The organism is Rhizobium sp. NZLR10, from assembly GCF_019685125.1.
In the GTDB taxonomy this organism is placed as follows: Bacteria; Pseudomonadota; Alphaproteobacteria; order Rhizobiales; family Rhizobiaceae; genus Rhizobium.
The window spans coordinates 21,246-39,041 of the sequence record NZ_JABDWE010000018.1 but is presented as its reverse complement, the minus strand read 5'-3'; the positions used below and the strand labels follow the sequence as shown (position 1 = coordinate 39,041).

At 61.8% G+C, this 17,796-nt stretch carries 15 protein-coding genes; 5 read left to right on the top strand and 10 right to left on the bottom strand.

All coding sequences use genetic code 11. The annotated features are described in order from the left end of the window. Positions 1–64: 64 nt before the first annotated feature. The gene (locus tag HJB82_RS23970; RefSeq protein WP_207582393.1) at positions 65–691 is read right to left on the bottom strand and encodes a ribonuclease D; all 627 of its coding nucleotides are present in this window, start codon (positions 689–691) and stop codon (positions 65–67) included. 107 nt (positions 692–798) lie between these two features. Further along, positions 799–1,608, bottom strand: coding sequence for a MerR family transcriptional regulator (locus HJB82_RS23965; RefSeq protein WP_221116459.1), 810 nt, complete (start codon positions 1,606–1,608; stop codon positions 799–801). Between the two features lie 168 nt (positions 1,609–1,776). Here HJB82_RS23965 and HJB82_RS23960 point away from each other — a divergent pair, with 168 nt between their 5' ends. Both HJB82_RS23960 and HJB82_RS23955 read left to right on the top strand, forming a co-directional pair. After that, on the top strand, positions 1,777–3,057 hold the full coding sequence (locus HJB82_RS23960; protein ID WP_221141757.1) for a 4-aminobutyrate--2-oxoglutarate transaminase: 1,281 nt from the start codon (positions 1,777–1,779) through the stop codon (positions 3,055–3,057). Positions 3,058–3,120: 63 nt separating this feature from the next. Beyond that, complete coding sequence (locus HJB82_RS23955; protein WP_207582390.1) at positions 3,121–4,602, top strand: NAD-dependent succinate-semialdehyde dehydrogenase; 1,482 nt, start codon at positions 3,121–3,123, stop codon at positions 4,600–4,602. Positions 4,603–4,658: 56 nt separating this feature from the next. Here the strand turns inward: HJB82_RS23955 and HJB82_RS23950 are convergent, their stop codons facing one another. Continuing rightward, positions 4,659–4,868: a SlyX family protein gene (locus HJB82_RS23950; protein ID WP_164016000.1), complete on the bottom strand. Its 210-nt coding sequence runs from the start codon at positions 4,866–4,868 to the stop codon at positions 4,659–4,661. A 180-nt stretch (positions 4,869–5,048) separates the two neighbouring features. Between HJB82_RS23950 and uxaC the strand changes: the two genes are divergently transcribed. After that, positions 5,049–6,464, top strand: a complete 1,416-nt coding sequence (gene uxaC, locus HJB82_RS23945; RefSeq protein ID WP_221141756.1) for a glucuronate isomerase — start codon at positions 5,049–5,051, stop codon at positions 6,462–6,464. Continuing rightward, a complete protein-coding gene (locus HJB82_RS23940; RefSeq protein WP_221141755.1) occupies positions 6,461–7,918 on the top strand; it encodes a mannitol dehydrogenase family protein in 1,458 nt (485 codons plus the stop codon). The genes uxaC and HJB82_RS23940 overlap by 4 nt, the downstream gene beginning before the upstream one ends. A 64-nt stretch (positions 7,919–7,982) precedes the next feature. Here HJB82_RS23940 and HJB82_RS23935 read toward each other — a convergent pair whose 3' ends face one another. The 7 genes from HJB82_RS23935 to HJB82_RS23905 form a co-directional block, all read right to left on the bottom strand. Then, positions 7,983–10,433: an FAD-dependent oxidoreductase gene (locus tag HJB82_RS23935; RefSeq protein WP_221141754.1), complete on the bottom strand. Its 2,451-nt coding sequence runs from the start codon at positions 10,431–10,433 to the stop codon at positions 7,983–7,985. After that, a complete protein-coding gene (locus tag HJB82_RS23930; RefSeq protein WP_207582386.1) occupies positions 10,430–11,308 on the bottom strand; it encodes a phosphotransferase in 879 nt (292 codons plus the stop codon). The genes HJB82_RS23935 and HJB82_RS23930 overlap by 4 nt, the downstream gene beginning before the upstream one ends. 152 nt (positions 11,309–11,460) lie before the next feature. Beyond that, positions 11,461–12,537 carry an ABC transporter ATP-binding protein gene (locus tag HJB82_RS23925; protein ID WP_221141753.1) on the bottom strand — a complete coding sequence of 359 codons (1,077 nt, stop codon included), beginning with the start codon at positions 12,535–12,537 and terminating at the stop codon, positions 11,461–11,463. A gap of 31 nt (positions 12,538–12,568) precedes the next feature. Further along, complete coding sequence (locus HJB82_RS23920) at positions 12,569–13,642, bottom strand: Gfo/Idh/MocA family protein (protein ID WP_207582384.1); 1,074 nt, start codon at positions 13,640–13,642, stop codon at positions 12,569–12,571. 23 nt (positions 13,643–13,665) lie between these two features. Continuing rightward, positions 13,666–14,553, bottom strand: a complete 888-nt coding sequence (locus tag HJB82_RS23915; RefSeq protein WP_405049021.1) for a carbohydrate ABC transporter permease — start codon at positions 14,551–14,553, stop codon at positions 13,666–13,668. Continuing rightward, the gene (locus HJB82_RS23910) at positions 14,546–15,505 is read right to left on the bottom strand and encodes a carbohydrate ABC transporter permease (protein WP_207582383.1); all 960 of its coding nucleotides are present in this window, start codon (positions 15,503–15,505) and stop codon (positions 14,546–14,548) included. The genes HJB82_RS23915 and HJB82_RS23910 overlap by 8 nt, the downstream gene beginning before the upstream one ends. A 6-nt stretch (positions 15,506–15,511) precedes the next feature. After that, positions 15,512–16,798, bottom strand: coding sequence for an ABC transporter substrate-binding protein (locus HJB82_RS23905; protein ID WP_207582382.1), 1,287 nt, complete (start codon positions 16,796–16,798; stop codon positions 15,512–15,514). 205 nt (positions 16,799–17,003) lie between these two features. On the opposite strand from HJB82_RS23905, the gene HJB82_RS23900 reads away from it, so the two are divergent. Then, positions 17,004–17,681: a TetR/AcrR family transcriptional regulator gene (locus tag HJB82_RS23900; protein WP_207582381.1), complete on the top strand. Its 678-nt coding sequence runs from the start codon at positions 17,004–17,006 to the stop codon at positions 17,679–17,681. Positions 17,682–17,796: the final 115 nt, after the last annotated feature.

Sequence of the window (17,796 nt, the reverse complement as noted above, 5' to 3'; positions counted from 1 at the left end):
TCGCTAACGCCGCGGACACGCCAGTCCACGGCCTTTGTCTGTCTGCGTGTCGCAGGCAATTTAATCAGCTGTGGGCGAAGATATCGGCCTCTTCCCAGCCGAGCAGGTCGAGCTTGGCGCGGGTCGGCAGGAATGCAAAGCAGGCCGTCGCATGGTCGAACCGGCCGTCGCGAAGCAGGCGTTCCGTCAGCTTGTCGCGCAACGCGTGCAGATAGAGCACATCGGACGCGGCATATTCGAGCTGGGCTTGAGATAGCGGCTCGGCCGCCCAATCGGAAGATTGCTGCGCCTTGGAGACATCAACGTCGAGCATCTCCTTGAGATTATCCTTGAGCCCGTGGCGATCGGTATAGGTCCGGATCAGGCGCGAGGCGATCTTGGTGCAGAACACCGGCGTCGTCGTGACGCCGAAAGTATGGAAGAGCACGGCAATATCGAAGCGGCCGTAATGAAAGATCTTCTGATGGGTGGGATCTTCGAGCAGGGCGACGAGATTGGGGGCCTCTTTCTGGCCGGCGGCGATACGGATGACGTCGGCGGTGCCGTTACCCGGCGAAAGCTGGACGACGCAGAGCCGATCCCGGCGCGGCACTAAGCCGAGCGTTTCGGTGTCGATGGCGATTGCGCCGGTGTAACGGGCGGCATCGGCCGCGGAAATATCGCCTTGGTGATAACGTATGGTCGCAGCCATGAGACTATCTTTCGTTCGAATGTCAGGCTGAACCGGCCTGAAATCGTCGTGTTTTAGCGCTATAGCGCAACGCCGCAAAATGCGAAACTGCTTCCTGTACGGGTGGGTCAGAATGTCGGCGGTGTGTTGATCCAGAGAAGCACGGTTTCGCCGTCGTGGCGGTTGCGCCAGGAATGATAGCGGCGGCTTTCGAAATAGAGCGAATCGCCCGGGCCTAGATCGAAAAACTGATCGCTGTCGAGCACCAGCTCGAGCCGGCCGGCCAGGACATGCATGAATTCCTCGCCCTCGTGACGATAGGCGCCCTCGCTGGCCGCCCCCGGCGCCAGCACGAAACGATGACAATCCATCATCCTGCGGCCTTCGGCGAGCAACTGCACCGCGACTCCAGGCGTTGTTTCAGGCCAGGTGCGCCACGCCCCGGCACGCACCACAGCCGATCCCTCCTCGCTTTCCTCGCCTGAAAGGCGCGAGACGGTGGTGCCATAATACTCGGCGAGGTCATGTAGGGTCTTGAAGCTCACGCCCTGCGAAGTGCGCTCCAGCGTCGAGAGCGTCGAAGCGGTGATGCCGATGTCGCCAGCCACCTGATCGAGCGTCTTGCCGGCGGCATGGCGCAGGCTGCGCAGCTTGCGGCCGAGGCCCGCGCCCTGGCTTGCCTCCGCACCATCGGCCGGAGGCTCCTCCCCTTCCAACGCCTCACGGATTGCCGCGGGATTGAGGCCACGCTCGACACGAAACCAAGAGATGCGCTTCAACCGCGCCACATCGTCGGCGCTGTATTGCCGATGGCCGGTTTCCGAACGGCCAGGAACCAAAAGGCCCTGGCTTTCCCAGAGGCGCAGCGTCGAGGCCGAAACGCCCGCCAGCCTTGCGGCCTCCGCCACCTTGTAGCGCACAGGTCCGCTATCGTTCATCCAGAAACATCCCGATTCCAATCGCTGCGAGCATTCATCAAAACGCGTGATGTTTGAAGCAAAAAATCCCGCTTGTTTTCTTGCAGGAAAAATGTAGGAGTTTTCTACATAGCTTGCAGAACTTCTGCAAGATAATTCCAGCCCCCTTTCAGCGCAGGAGCACACCCGATGAACGCGACAAGCCTTACCGACCGGAAGAACGCCGCCATCTCCCGCGGCGTCGGCATGACGACCCAGATTTATGCCGATCGCGCAGAAAATGCCGAGATATGGGACAAGGAAGGCCGCCGCTACATCGATTTCGCCGCCGGCATCGCCGTTCTCAACACCGGCCACCGCCATCCGCGGGTGATCGCCGCGGTCAAGGATCAGCTCGACCGTTTCACCCATACCTGCCATCAGGTGGTGCCCTACGAAAGCTACGTGCACCTCGCCGAACGGCTGAACGTGCTCGTGCCTGGTGATTTCGAGAAGAAGACGATTTTTGTTACGACGGGTGCCGAAGCGGTCGAGAACGCCGTCAAGATCGCGCGTGCCGCCACCGGCCGCTCGGCCGTCATCGCATTCGGCGGCGGCTTCCATGGCCGCACTTTCATGGGTATGGCGCTGACCGGCAAAGTCGTGCCCTACAAGGTGGGCTTCGGCGCAATGCCCGGCGATGTGTTCCATATTCCTTTCCCGGTCGAGCTGCACGGCGTCACCGCCGATCAGTCGCTCACAGCCCTGAAGAAGCTTTTCGCCGCCGATGTTGATCCGCAGCGCGTCGCCGCCATCATCATCGAGCCGGTGCAGGGCGAAGGCGGTTTCTACTCCGCACCCGCCGCCTTCATGAAGGCGTTGCGCGAACTCTGCGACCAGCACGGCATCCTCTTGATCGCCGACGAGGTGCAGACCGGTTTTGCCCGCACCGGCAGGATGTTCGCAATGGATCATCACGAGGTGGCGCCGGACCTGACGACGATGGCAAAGAGCCTTGCTGGCGGCTTTCCGCTCGCCGCCGTCACCGGCCGCGCTGAAATCATGGATGCGCCGGGACCGGGCGGGCTCGGCGGCACCTATGGCGGCAATCCGCTCGGGATCGCTGCCGCCCACGCCGTGCTTGACGTCATCAAGGACGAAGATCTCTGCGGCCGCGCCAACCAGCTTGGCGGACGGCTGAAGCAGCGGCTGGAATCGCTGCGCGAGACGGTGCCCGAGATCGTCGATATCCGCGGACCGGGCTTCATGAACGCCGTCGAATTCAACGACCGGACGACGGGATTGCCAAGTGCGGAATTCGCCAATCGGGCGCGGCTGATCGCGCTCGACAAGGGCCTGATCCTGCTCACCTGCGGCGTCCATGGCAACGTCATCCGTTTCCTCGCGCCGATCACCATCCAGGATGAGGTTTTCGGCGAGGCGCTCGACATTCTCGAGGCCTCGATGCTCGAAGCGAGTTCGACCAAGTGACGCGACAGGAACCGGATTTCGACGGCCGTCGGCAACCGGCAGCCGCTCCCAAGGAGATATGAGATGGCTTTTACCACCGCCCTGACCAGACACGTTCCCTTCTCTTCGCCCTTCCTGCGCGCTGCCGGCTATATCAACGGCGTCTGGACATCAGGCGATACCGCAAAGACCTTCGACGTGCTCAACCCGGCAACGGGCGAGTTGCTCGCCTCGCTGCCCGATATGGGTGCTGAAGAAACGCGAACGGCGATCGATGCGGCGCATGCCGCCCAGCCGGGCTGGGCTGCCCGTCCGGCCAAGGAGCGCAGCGCCATCCTGCGCAAATGGTTCGACCTGATGGTCGCCAACTCAGACGCGCTCGCCGCGATCCTGACCGCCGAAATGGGCAAGCCCTTCCCGGAAGCGCGCGGTGAGATCCTTTATGCCGCGGCCTATATCGAATGGTATGCCGAAGAGGCCAAGCGCATCTACGGCGAGACGATCCCCGCGCCTTCCGACGACAAACGGATGATCGTCATCAGGCAACCGGTCGGCGTCGTCGGCACGATCACGCCGTGGAATTTCCCGGCAGCGATGATCACCCGCAAGATAGCGCCGGCACTTGCCGTCGGCTGCACGGTGGTGTCGAAGCCCGCCGAGCAGACGCCGCTGACGGCAATTGCGCTTGCCGTGCTCGCCGAACAGGCGGGTATTCCGGCTGGCGTCTTCAACCTCGTCGTCGGCGTCGACGGTCCGGCGATCGGCCGCGAGCTCTGCGGCAATGACAAGGTGCGCAAGATCAGCTTCACCGGCTCGACGGAGGTGGGCCGCATCCTGATGCGGCAGTGCGCCGACCAGATCAAGAAAGTGAGCCTGGAACTCGGCGGCAACGCGCCCTTCATCGTCTTCGACGATGCCGATCTCGACGCCGCCGTCGAGGGCGCGATCGCCTCCAAATATCGCAATGCCGGCCAGACCTGCGTCTGCGCCAACCGCCTCTACATCCAGTCGAACGTCTATGACGCCTTTGCGGCCAAGCTTGCTGCGAAGGTCGCCGAAATGTCAGTCGGCGACGGCTTCAAGCCGGGCGTCATGATCGGGCCGCTGATCGACGAGCAGGGTCTTGCCAAGGTGGAAGACCATGTCGGCGACGCGCTTGCAAAGGGCGCCAAGGTGCTGACCGGCGGCAAGCGCATCGACGGCGCCGGCACCTTTTTCACGCCGACGGTGCTGACCGGCGTCGCCCGCGGCATGAAGGTGGCCCGCGAAGAAACGTTTGGCCCGGTGGCGCCGCTCTTCCGCTTCGAGACGGTCGAAGATGTCATAGCTGAGGCCAATGACACGGAATTCGGCCTGGCCGCCTATTTCTATGCCGGCGATCTGAAGAAGGTCTGGCGCGTGGCGGAAGCACTGGAATACGGCATGATCGGCATCAATACCGGCATCATGTCGTCCGAGACCGCGCCCTTTGGCGGCATCAAGCAATCGGGCCTTGGCCGCGAGGGCTCGCGGCACGGCGCCGACGATTATCTCGAAATGAAATATCTCTGCATCGGCGGCGTCTGATCAGCCAGCCAAGGAAATCCGGCACGCGGTATCCGCCGCGTACCGGCAGCGCGCCGTCAATAATGCGGCGGGCGGGTAATTGCCGGCGCGTCCAGCGACTGCTCCTCGAGCGACAGGAAACGTTCCGTCAGCCGGTCGAGCTTGGTGCGCATCTGCTCCACGATCTTCCATTGCTCGGTCAGCTGATCGGAAAGCTCCTCTATCGTTTTTGCCTGATGGGCCAGCATTTCCTCCAGCCGGGTGATGCGGTTCGTCTCGTCGGACATCGATCCTCCTTTGCCGAAACCGGCAGAACAGATGGTTCTCCCAAAGCGGAAATAGGCCAGCGCGTCAATGCTTTCGATGGCTGGCGGAGCGATGCGCCAAACTGTACCGTTTGGTTACCAAAAGACCTTGCCGTGCCTGATGTTGTGGGGTAGGCCCTTATCCATCAGGGAGGAATACTGATGGATGCAGGAAACGGCTTTCTTCATCCGGACCGGCTCTTTCCGGCCGATCCGGCAACACGGACCATTGCGCGAGATCTCTACGAGACGGTGCGCAATCTTCCAATCGTCAGCCCGCACGGGCACACCGAACCCGCCTGGTTCGCCGACGACAAGCCCTTCGAAGACGCCGCCTCGCTGCTGGTCATTCCCGATCACTATCTCTTCCGGATGCTGCACAGCGTCGGCGTCACCTTGGATGAGCTCGGTGTGCCGCGACTCGATGGCAAGCCGGTGGCTGCGGGACGGGCGATCTGGCGGACCTTTGCCGCGCATTATCACCTCTTCCGCGGAACGCCTTCGAGCCTCTGGGTCGATCACGCGATGTCGGCCGTGCTCGGCTGCACCGAGCCGCTGACACCTGACAATGCCAATGCGCTCTACGACCATATCAATGCCCAGCTCGCCCTTCCCGAATTCCGTCCGCGGGCGCTGCATCAGCGATTCGGGATCGAAACGATCGCGACCACGGACGGCGCGCTCGACCCGCTTGTGCATCACCAGAAGCTGGCGGCGGACGGCTGGATCGGCAAGGTGCGCACCACCTACCGGCCGGACAGCGTCACCGATCCCGAAGCCGTCGGCTTCCGCGACAATCTGGTCAAATTCGGCGAGATCACCGGCACTGAGGTGACGCGCTGGGACGGACTGATCGAGGCGCATCGGCGCCGACGCGCCTATTTCCGCCAGTTCGGCGCTACCGCAACCGATCACGGTGTACCCACAGCCTTCACCGCCGATCTGCCGGTTGCGGAAAAACAGGCGCTGCTCGACAAGGCGCTGAGGGGCCCGCTTTCGCCAGAAGAGGCCGAGCTCTTCCGCGGCCAGATGATGACCGAGATGGCCGGGCTTTCGGCCGAGGACGGCATGGTGATGCAGATCCATGCCGGTTCGAGACGCAATACCGACCGTGGGCTCTTTGCCACGCGCGGCCCGAATATGGGCGCCGATATCCCGAAACCCACGGATTGGGTCGGCGGCCTCGATGCGCTGCTTTCGAAATACGGCCATGCGCCGGGGCTGCGCGTGCTGCTGTTCACGCTCGACGAGACGACCTATGCGCGCGAGATGGCGCCAATGGTCGGCCACTGGCCCTGCCTGATGATCGGCCCACCCTGGTGGTTCCACGACAGCCCGCTCGGCATTCGCCGCTATCTCGACCAAGTGGTGGAAACGGCGGGCTTCGCTAATATGGCTGGGTTTAACGACGATACGCGGGCGCTGCTTTCAATCCCGGCGCGGCATGACGTCTGGCGCCGCGAAGTCTGCGGCTTCCTCGCTGGGCTCGCCGCCGAGCACCGGATTTCCACGAAAGAAGCCGAGATCGTTGCGGGCGAACTCTCCTATGGCAATGCAAAGAAGGCCTACAAGCTGTGACCGAACGACTGCAGACCCTTTCCGGCCTCGCCCCGACGGCGAAGCTTCCGGCCTATGACCGCAGCCAGCTGAAAAGCGGCATTCTGCATCTGGGGCCTGGCGCGTTTTTCCGTGCGCATTTCGCGCCGTTTACGGATGGTGCGCTTGCAGCCGCAGGCGGCGACTGGGGTATCGAGGTGGCAAGCCTGCGCACGCCTGATGTCGCCGACAATCTGAGCGCCCAGAACGGGCTCTATACGACGCTGATCCGCGATACATCGGGCACGACGGCTGAGGTGATCGGTTCGATCCTGAAGGCGCATGTGGCGCCGCGCGATCCAGCCGGCCTGCTGGCGCGGCTCGAAGATCCCGCGATCCGCATCGTCAGCATGACGGTGACGGAAAAGGCCTATGGTTTCAATCCGGCAACCGGCGGCCTCGACCTCAAACATCCCGATATCGTCGCCGACCTCGCCAACCGGCATGCGCCGCGCGGCGTCATCGGCTATCTGGTGGAAGGCCTTGCACGCCGCCGGCAGAAGGGCATAGCCCCCTTTACGCCGCTGAGCTGCGACAACCTGCCGAGCAACGGCGCCGTTCTGAAATGCCTCGTGCTCGAATTCACCTCCCGCATCGATGCCGATCTGCATACCTGGATCGAAGCGAATGTGCCCTTCCCGTCGACGATGGTCGATCGCATCACGCCGGCGAGCACCGACGCGACCTATGCCGATGCCGAGCGGCTGACGGGCCGCACCGATTTGGCGGCGATCGAGACGGAGCCCTTTACGCAATGGGTCATCGAAGACCATTTCGCCAACGGCCGGCCGGCCTGGGAAAAGGTGCGCGGCGCACTGATGGTCGAAGACGTCTCGGCCTATGAGAAGATGAAGCTCAGGATGCTGAACGGCGCCCACTCGCTGCTCGCCTACCTCGGTTATATCGGCGGCTATGAACTCATCCGCGACGTGATGGATGATGAAGCCCTGGCAGCCCTTGCCTACCGCCATATGCATGCGGCGGCGAGAACGCTCGATCCGGTTCCCGGCATCGATCTCGACGACTATGCCAATGAATTGATAGCCCGCTTTGCAAACAAGGCGATCGCCCATCGGACCTATCAGATCGCCATGGACGGCACGCAGAAACTGCCGCAGCGGCTGCTGGAACCGGCTAGCGAGGCGCTGGCGCATGGCGACAGGGCGGAAACCTATGCGATCGCCGTTGCAGCATGGATGCGCTATGCGCTCGGCGAACACGGCAACGGCGATCGCTACGAACTACGTGATCCCCGTGCTCAGGAAATTGTCGCTTTGATCGCCGATGTCCCGCGCACCGGCCCGGCGATTTCGGCGGCGCTATTCACCCTTCCCGGACTTTTCCCGGCGGCTTTGACCGGACACCGGGCGTGGACGCAGGATGTGTCGGATAAGCTGGAGATCCTGATCCAGGACGATCGGTTGCCGCTATTTTGAGCCTTTCCGACATAGGAGAGGGCGCGCCCTCTCGGAACGCTCGAGCGCACAGGAATTCGACCCGTCACGCCTTCACCCGCGCCATATCGGGATCGTAGAGCGGCGCCAGCGACACCTTGCAGGGAATGCGTTCCCTGGCGACATCGAGCTCATAAGTGCCGGAGAGGACGAAATCCTCCGTCACGCCGTCGGGGCTGCGGACATAGCCGTAGCCGATCGGCTTGCCGAGCGTATAACCGAAGCCGCCGCTCGACAGCCAGCCGACGCGCTTGCCGTCGCGATAGATCGTTTCGCGGCCGAGCAGCACGGCATCGGCGTCGTCGGGAACGAAACAAGCGAGGCGCTTCTTCACGCCGCCCGATAGTTGCCGTTCGATCGCCTCACGGCCGCGGAAGGCAATGTTCTTCTTGATCTTCACCGCCCAGCCGAGGCCGGCTTCGACAGGCGTATGGTCGGGACCGATATCGGACCCCCAGGCGCGATAACCTTTTTCCAGCCGGCAGCTCTCGATGGCGCGGTAGCCGGCATTGACGAGGCCAAGCTCGGCGCCGGCGGCCATCAGCACGTCATAGACCGTTGTCGCATATTCAATCGGGATATGCAGTTCATAGCCGAGTTCGCCGACATAGGTGATGCGCAGCGCCCGCACCGGGCAACCCGATATGCCGACGGTTCTGACCTTGCCGAAGGGGAAGGCCGCATTCGAAACGTCGCTGCCGGTCACCTTTTGCAGCACGGCGCGTGCATTCGGTCCCATCAGCGACAGCACGCAATAGGCTGAGGTGACGTCGACCAGCTCGGCATGCATCTCCGCCGGAATATTGCGGGCGATCCAGTTGAAGTCATGGGTGGCGAAACCGGTGCCGGTGACGATGTAATATTCGTCCTCGGCGATGCGGGCGACCGTCACGTCGCATTCGATTCCTCCCTTGTCATTCAGCATCTGCGTGTAGACGAGCGATCCCACAGGCCTTGCGACATCGTTGGAGGCGATCCAGGAGAGTGCCGCCTCGGCATCCCTGCCCTTCAGCACGAATTTGGCGAATGAGGTTTGGTCGAAGATGACGGCCGCCTCGCGCACTGCCTTGTGCTCGCGGCCGACGGCGGCAAACCAGTTCTGGCGGCCATAGCTATAGACATCCTTCGGCTCCTCGTTGGCGAAAAGATCGGCAAACCAGTTCGGCCTCTCCCAGCCGAGCTTTTCACCGAAACAGGCGCCCTGCGCCTTCAGCCGGTCATAGAGCGGCGATTTGCGGCAGGGGCGGCCGCTCGAATGCTCCTCGAACGGCCAGGCCATGGTGTAGTGCTTGCCATAGGCTTCGAGCGTGCGCGTGCGCACCCAGTCGGTATCGAAATGCGGGCGGCCGAAACGGCGGATGTCGACCGGCCAGAGATCGTAGGGCGGCTCACCTTTCGTCACCCATTCGGCAAGCGCCATGCCGGCGCCGCCGGCCGAGGCGATGCCGAAGGCGTTGAAGCCGGCGCCGACGAAGAAATTCTTCAGCTCCGGCGCCTCGCCGAGAATGAAATTGCCATCCGGCGTGAAGCTTTCCGGGCCGTTCAGCAGCTGTTTGACGCCGACATTCTCCAGCGCCGGAACGCGGCCGAGCGCCTGTTCCATGATCGGCTCGAAGTGGTCGAAATTACTGTCCAGCAGCGTGTAGTGGAAACCTTCGGGGATCCCGTCTTTCGCCCAGGCAATGGGGTTCGGCTCGTAGCCGCCCATGACGATGCCGCCGACTTCCTCCTTGTAATAGGTCAGGCGATCGGGATCGCGCAGCGTCGGCAGATTGGAAGGCACGCCGAAGGATTCGGTGATGATGTATTGATGCTCGACGGAGACCAGCGGCACATTGACGCCGAAACGGGCAGCGAAGGTGCGCGTCCATTGGCCGGCGCAGACGACGACGCGCTCGCATTCGATGCGCCCCTGCGCCGTGACGACGGCGCGGATCCTTCCGTTGTCGATCTCGAGATCGAGAACTTCGGTATCCTCGAAGATCGAAACACCAGACATGCGGGCGCCTTTCGCCAGCGCCTGAGTAATGTCGGAGGGATTGGCCTGGCCGTCGGTGGGAAGGAAAGCGGCCCCGACCAGATCATCGACCGTCATCAACGGCCAGAGATCGAAGGCTTCCTGCGGCGTCAGCAATTGCATTTCCAAGCCGAAGGAATGGGCGGTGGTCGCCTGGCGTCTGACCTCCGTCCAGCGCTCCTCGTTGCAGGCAAGCCGTAGGCCGCCATTCATCTTCCAGCCGGTGCCGAGGCCGGTTTCCTGCTCCAGCCGTTTGTAGAGATCGACGGAATAACCGAGAAGCTGGGTGATGTTGGCGCTGGTGCGCAACTGGCCAACGAGGCCGGCGGCATGGAAAGTGGTTCCCGAGGTGAGCTTCTTGCGCTCCAAGAGGACGGTATCGGTCCAGCCGAGTTTGCCGAGATGATAGGCCGTCGAGCAGCCGATGATACCGCCGCCGATGACAACGGCTTTTGCCGTCTTCGGTAATTCCTTCGTCATTTATTGTCCTGCTCAAAAGCTTGATAGGCGCGTTCGAAGCGCGCGAGATTTTCGGCCGTATAGCCGGAATAGTCGAAATCGATGGTGGAATGGATTTCCGAAATCATGCTCCAGAGCGTCTCGCGCAGCAGCGAGGCGCATTTCATCGCGCCATAGCGCCGGCTGAGGTCATCGGTCAGCGGCCGGTCGAAATAGATCTCCAACATCATGCGCTCGGCCGCATCAGGGAGTTCGTTGTTCGAGGCCAGTCCGCCGAGGTCGAACAGCGGCGTGTTGAAGCCGGCATAGTCCCAGTCGATCAGCCAGAGCCGCTTGCCGTCATCAAGAAAGTTGGCGGCCAGCAGGTCATTGTGGCCGAAGGCGATCTCGAACGGCCCTGCCGCTGCTTCCAGCGTCTCGGTCTTGCCGATCAGCGCCGACAGCAGCGGGAGATAGGCGCTGCCCGACGCCTTCAGATTGGCGGCGTAGTCGCGAATGACGTGGAAGACCCAGAAGATCATTGCCTGACCACGGAAATGCCTGGCGATATCGCAGTGGCAGGCACGGACCAAGGGGACGATCCGGGTCAGCATTTCCGGTGTCCTGACATCCTCCGGTGAAAGCGCCCGTGCCTCGATATATTCGAGCACCAGCACGCCGGGCGAATGGTGGATGACAGCGGGCGATATGCCGGCGGCATGGGCCGCACGGCTTGCGGCAAGCTCGTTCTGCCTGTTGATGTGGTGGATCGGAATATCGGTGCCGAGCCTCACCACGCAGCGCGCCACGGCATCGCTGACTAGGTAATTCCGGTTGGTAATGCCGCCGGATATCGGCGAAATCTCGATTGGGCCCTGCCAGATGCCAAGGGCATGAATCCTATCTTCAGGCGTCATGCTTGTCCCCCAGAGCATGATGCCGAAAAGTGTGAGCGGTTTTCGGACGACATCATGCTCTAACTAATTAAGTTAGAACAGGATTCATCCTGTTCCAACGGCCCCATCCAGAAATGATGGGGCAGAGGGGGATCGGCTGTCAAGAAGGGCGGTTAGATCGTTTTGCCGGCGGCATCGAAGACGTGACAGCGGGCCGGATCGAAGGAAGTCTTCACATTGGCGCCGCGCTCGACCTTCTGCTGGCCGTCGAGCGCAACGGTCAGGAGCTGGCTATCGGGCGTCGTCGTGTAAAGCATGGTGGCGCCGCCGAGATTTTCGACGAGATCGATGTTGACGGTCGACAGTGCGATGGCGCCCTCGGCGAGGGAAAGATGCTCGGGACGGATGCCGAAGGTGACGTCCTGGCCAGCCTCGCCTTTCAGCCGGCGCGGCAGGCGAACCGAATTGCCGCAGACATGGATGCTGGTTTCAGCCTCGTCGACCTGCTCGATGCGGGCCTTGAGAAAGTTCATTTTCGGGCTGCCGATGAAACCGGCGACAAAGCGGTTGGCCGGGTTGTTGTAGAGATCGAGCGGCGCGCCGACCTGCTCGACGCGGCCGGAATTCAACACCACGATCTTGTCGGCCATCGTCATGGCTTCGACCTGGTCATGGGTGACATAGATCATGGTGTTACCCAGGCTGCGGTGCAGGCGGGAGATCTCGACGCGCATCTGCACGCGCAGTTCGGCATCGAGGTTCGACAGCGGTTCGTCGAACAGGAAGATCCGCGGTTCGCGCACGATGGCGCGGCCGATCGCAACACGCTGACGCTGACCGCCGGAGAGCGCTTTCGGCTTGCGCTCCAGCAGCTTCTCGATCTGCAGGATCTCGGCGGCACGCTTCACCTTCGGCTGGATATCGGTCTTCTTGTAACCCGCCGTCTCCAGGCCGAAGGCAAGGTTCTTGTAAACCGACATATGGGGATAGAGGGCATAGGACTGGAAAACCATGGCGATGCCACGTTTGGCGGGCGCCACCTCGTTCATGCGCTCGCTGTCGAGAAGCAGCGCGCCGGCGGTGATCTCCTCGAGACCGGCGATCATGCGCAGAAGGGTCGATTTTCCGCAGCCGGAGGGGCCGACGAAAACGACGAATTCGCCGGGATCGATCGTCAGGTCGATGCCATGGATCACATCCAGCGAGCCGTAGCGCTTCTCGACCTTCTGAAGAACGACACTGGTTGCCATCTTCTCAAAACCCTCTCGTTTTATTTATCGGTTACTTCGTTCTTGCGCGCCAATCGGCGTATTTCGGACTGTCAGGACCGACCGGCAGCGGCACGTCGGCGCCGCTGTCGGAAGACTGGTAAATGGCGGTCACCAGTTCCAGCGCGCGACGAGCATCCACCGTCGTCACCGGCAGCGGCCCCTGGCCGCTGAGGAAGGCGTGGAACTGGCCCATCTGGGTGGTGAAACGCGGCGCGACCGGCTGCCAGTCGGCAATCACCCGGTCGATCTTCTCCCGCACCTCGTCATTCGCAGCGATAATCTTCCAGGGATCCTTGCCTGGTGTGTAGGGTTCGTGGCTGCTTTCGAACGTGACGTTCTCGAAGTGCAGCCTTAGCCGGCTCAATTGTTCCTGCGAACCAAGCGTGCAGGACAGCGAGACAAAGGCGCCGTTTTCCATCAGCAGGCTGGCGGAGGCGCAATCCTCGACCTCGATATCGTTGACGCGGGTGGCGACACGGCCGAAGACCCTTGCTGCCGGGCCCATCAGATGCATCATCATGTCGTGCAGATGCAGCGCATGGGTAACGAGCACGCCGCCGAGTTCTGTCGCCCATTTGCCGCGCCAGGGAACGGCGTAATATTCCGGCTTGCGCAACCAGAAGGTTTCGACCGAAGCCGTATAGGCCTTGCCGGCAATGCCGGCATCGATGATCCGCTTGGCTTTCTGGATACCGTCGCCATAGCGATATTGGAAGATCGGCATCAGTACGCCTTTGGCGGCTTTTTCCGCTTCCATGATGGTATCGACACCGGCCAGCGAGCCGGTCAGCGGCTTTTCGCAGACGACATGTTTGCCGGCGGCGAGCGCCGCGACCACCTGTTCCAGATGAATGCCGGGTGGGGTGCAGATATCGATGATGTCGATCGTGTCGTCGGCCAGCAGTTCTGCAAAAGAGGTGGTGCGGCGTTCGATACCGAACTCGTCGCCGACCGCCGACAAACGCTCTCCGTTCAGGTCGCAGATCGCCACGACCTTGAACTTGTCGGAATGCGGCAGGTAGCCTTCGACGATGTGGGAGCGGCCGATGCCGCAGCCGACGATCGCCACCGTCTTCATGCTCATGTCGCTTTTTCCCGCTATCGCCGTCAACGCTTCATGCCCGTCGTGGCGATGCCCTCGATCAGCAGACGCTGGAAGAACAGGAAGAAGAAGAATACCGGCACCAGCGTCAGGGTCGACATGGCGAACAAACCGCCCCAATCCGATGCGCTGGTGGAGTCCACGAAGGTCCGCAGGCCGAGCTGGATCGTATAGGTGTTCATGTCGTTCAGGTAGATCAGCGGACCGAAGAAATCGTCCCAGGTCCATATGAAGGAGAAGATGGCGGCCGTCGCCAGCACCGGCAGCGACAACGGCAACATGATCTTCCAATAGATGCGCCAGGCGCTGCAACCATCCATCATCGCCGCCTCGTCGAGTTCGCGCGGGATACCGCGGAAGAACTGCACCATCAGGAAGATGAAGAAGGCATCGCTTGCCAGGAACTTCGGCACGACAAGCGGCAGGATGGTGTTGACCCAGCCGAGATCGAGGAAGAGCACATATTGCGGGATCAGCGTCACGTGATAGGGGATCATCAGCGTGCCGAGCATGATCGCGAACCAGAAATTCCGGCCGACGAACCGCAGCCGCGCAAAGGCGAAGGCCGTCAGCGAACAGGCGATGACATTGCCCGTCACCACCAGCAGCGAAATGACCAGCGAATTCCAGAAGAACCGGCCGAAGCTGACATCGAGGCCGACCCAACCGCGCGCATAGGAGGAGAAATCGATCGACGACGGGATGAGCGAGGTCGACGAGAAGATCTCGGTTTCCGGCCTGACCGATGCCGAAACCATCCACAACAGAGGATAGAGCATCAGAAGCGATGCGGCGATCAGCAGGGCGTGGATGATGAGCGACGCCGGCAGACTGCGTTTGGTGATGTCCGATGGCGGCCTGGCCGCAGTGACGGAAGCGGTCATCTCAGTCATCGTAGTGCACCCAATAACGCGAGGTCAGGAAGGAGAAGGCAGTGAAGATCGCGATAATCACCACCAGGATCCAGGCGAGCGCCGAGGCATAGCCCATGCGGAAATTGCCGAAGGCTTCCTGATAGAGGTAGAGCGTGTAAAAGAGCGTCGAGTTGATCGGACCGCCCGTGCCGCCGGAGATGATGAAGGCGGGCGTGAAGGCCTTGAAGGCATCAATCGTCTGGACGACGGCGTTGAAGAAGATCACCGGCGTCAGAAGTGGCAGCGTGATCTTGTAGAATTGCCGGAATTTCGAGGCGCCGTCGAGGCTCGCGGCCTCATACATATCCTGCGGGATCTGGCGCAGGCCGGCCAGGAAGATGATCATCGGCGAGCCGAACTGCCAGACGGACAGCGCCACCAGCGTGTAGATCGAATAGTTCGGATGCGAGATCCAGCTCGGTCCCTCGATGCCGATCTGGGCAAGGGCCGCGTTGATGAGGCCGTCACTGGCGAAAAGCTGGCGCCAGAGCACGGCGATCGCCACGCTGCCACCCAGCAGTGAGGGGAGGTAGAAGATGGCGCGATAGATCGGCAGCCCACGCAGGCCGCGGTTCAGCGCCATGGCGACCAGCAAGGCGAAGGTCAGCTTGAACGGCACCGATAAGACGACATAAGTCAGGGTTACGTGCATGGCGGCCGAGAATTTCGGATCCGCCGTGGCGATGCGCACGTAATTCGCAGCCCCCACCCACCGCGGCGACTGGATCATGTCGAAGTCGGTGAAGGAAAGGTAGAGCGAAATCAGGGCCGGCCCGAGGGTCAACCCGAAAAAGCCGATGAGCCATGGCAAAAGGAAGAGATAGCCGGGAGCATTGGCATTCCAGAGACGCCGGAAGCGTCCTTCGGCCACGGCACCCTGATAGCTTTCCACTGATATGGCCCCTGCGGGCGTGCGCATCGCATTGCTCATACGGGATCAGCCTCGTGCGAGAATCTGCGTGATTTCAGTGACGAGCTGTTTGCCGCCATCGGCGGGAGACAGCTGTCCGAAGCCGACCTGTTCGGCGATGTTGCGCAACATCAGCTCGCCCTCACCGGCGCCGGCCGGCGGCGGCGGCGGCAATTTGCCGGCGAGGTCGCCAAGACCGCTGACATATGCCAGGGCAACCTTGCCGTTCTCATCGAGCTTCGCCGCGACGACCTCGCGCATGGCGGCCGATTCCGGAATGCCGCGTTCGACATCCAGGAGCACCGCCGCCTCGGGGTTCTTGACGAAGAAATTGACGTAGTCGACCGCTTGCTCCACCGATTTCGACTGGGCCGAGACCGAGAAGAACATCGAAGGCTTGCGATAGTGGCCACCCTTCGAATCCGCCTTGATGCGCATGTAGTTGGTGAGCGCCAACTTGTCCTTGCTCATTGCCTGATAGGCGACGAACTGGTTGGAATGGGCAAAGCCGGCCGCAGATTTGCCGAGCGATACCGTGTTGGTTTCGATGTCGTTCTTGTCGAGCGCCTGGACGTCGGCAGGAACGCAGGCGCCGGCCTCACGGAACTTGGCCCACATGTCGTACCATTCCGATGCATCGTCGACGTCGAAGGCGATCTTGCCGTCGGCGGTATAGAGGCCCTTGCCGCGCTGACGCAGCCAGTTTTCGAACAGCGGTTCACCGCCGCTGCCGTCGGCGATGCCGAACATGCCCTTGCGTTTGCCCGCCTTGGTGATCTCGGCGCCCATGCGGCCGAATTCTTCCCAGGTTGTCGCCTGCGTCGGCAGATCGACACCGGCCTCCTTGAAGGCGGTGGTGTTGAGCACCGTCGCGGCCGAGTTCGCCCCGAGGCTGACGCCATAGAGATGGCCGTCGACACTGCCGCCTTCGACCTGCGCCTTGTCGAAATCGTCGAGGTTCAGTTTCGCCGGCATATAGGATTCCAGCGGCGCAAGCGCACCGCGCCGCGCATATTGAACGATATAGCGATAGTCCATCTGGATGATATCAGGCGCATTGCGGCCGGCGACCTGGGTCGCAAGACGCGGCCAGTAATCGCCCCAGCCGAGGAATTCGCCGGTGATCGACGTACCGGCATTCTTTGTCTGGTAAAGTTGGGAGACCTTGTTGGTGCGGTCGGCGCGCGGCTGCGAGCCCCACCACAGGAGACGCAGGCGCGTTTCCTGTGCCAAAGCGCTGGTTCCGAGCGCCGAAAGCGAAAGAAGCGTTGCGCCTCCCGCCACGAAATTACGTCTGCTTACACGTAGGCTCATTTTTTCCTCCTCCTAAGGGGAAGCGCCTCCACACGCTTCCGATGTAGTTACCCTTGCATAAATAACTAATTGGTTACAAGCTACGGGCAAAGCGGCAAGCGTGTCAAGCGGGGTGTCGGTTGTTGCTGGCCGCCCTTCTAAATTCGGTTTTTACAATTTCGCACCGAAGGCTTATGAGCGCAACATCCGAGACGGAGGGGAAACGATGAACGACAACGCGGAAAACGGAGAAAAGAAAAAATCCCGGCGCCCATCTCAGGAACGCACGGCGCAACGCGATCCGGAGCGGACACGCGCCGCGATCCTGGAAGCGGCAACCCGCGAGTTCGCCGAAAACGGCATGGGCGGGGCCCGCGTCGATGCCATCGCCGAACGCGCCGGCACCAACAAGCGCATGCTCTACCATTATTTCGGCGACAAGGAGCAGCTCTACCTCAGAGTGCTCGAAGAAGCCTATGTCGGCATCCGCACGGCCGAGCGCGCGCTTCATATCGGCGACCGTAGCCCGGAAGAAGGCATCGGCGAACTCGCGCTCTTCACCTGGCGTTATTTTCTCCAGCACCCGGAATTCCTGAGCCTGCTCGGCACGGAAAATCTGCATCGCGCCCGCTGGCTGCGCCAGTCCGTTCGGCTAAAAGAACTGCACTCGCATCTGATCGGCGAGCTTTCGGATGTACTCGAGCGGGGAAAGAAGCAGGGCGTCTTCGTCGAGACCGCCGATCCCCTGCACGTCTATCTGACGATCGCCTCGCTCGGCTATTTTTACCTGTCCAACCAGTACACGCTTTCGACGATCTTCGGCCGGGACCTGATCGAGCCGACCCATCTCCATGCCTGGGAAAGGCATATCGTCCACGTGACGCTCGCCTCGATCAAGCGCTGAATCCCGAAAACAGGATTTGACTATTGACAGCCTCGCTGCTCTTCTGCCATCAAGTAACTGTTTAGTTACTGACTTGGGAGGGTCGGGCCGGATGCCCGCTCCCGCCGCAAAAAAT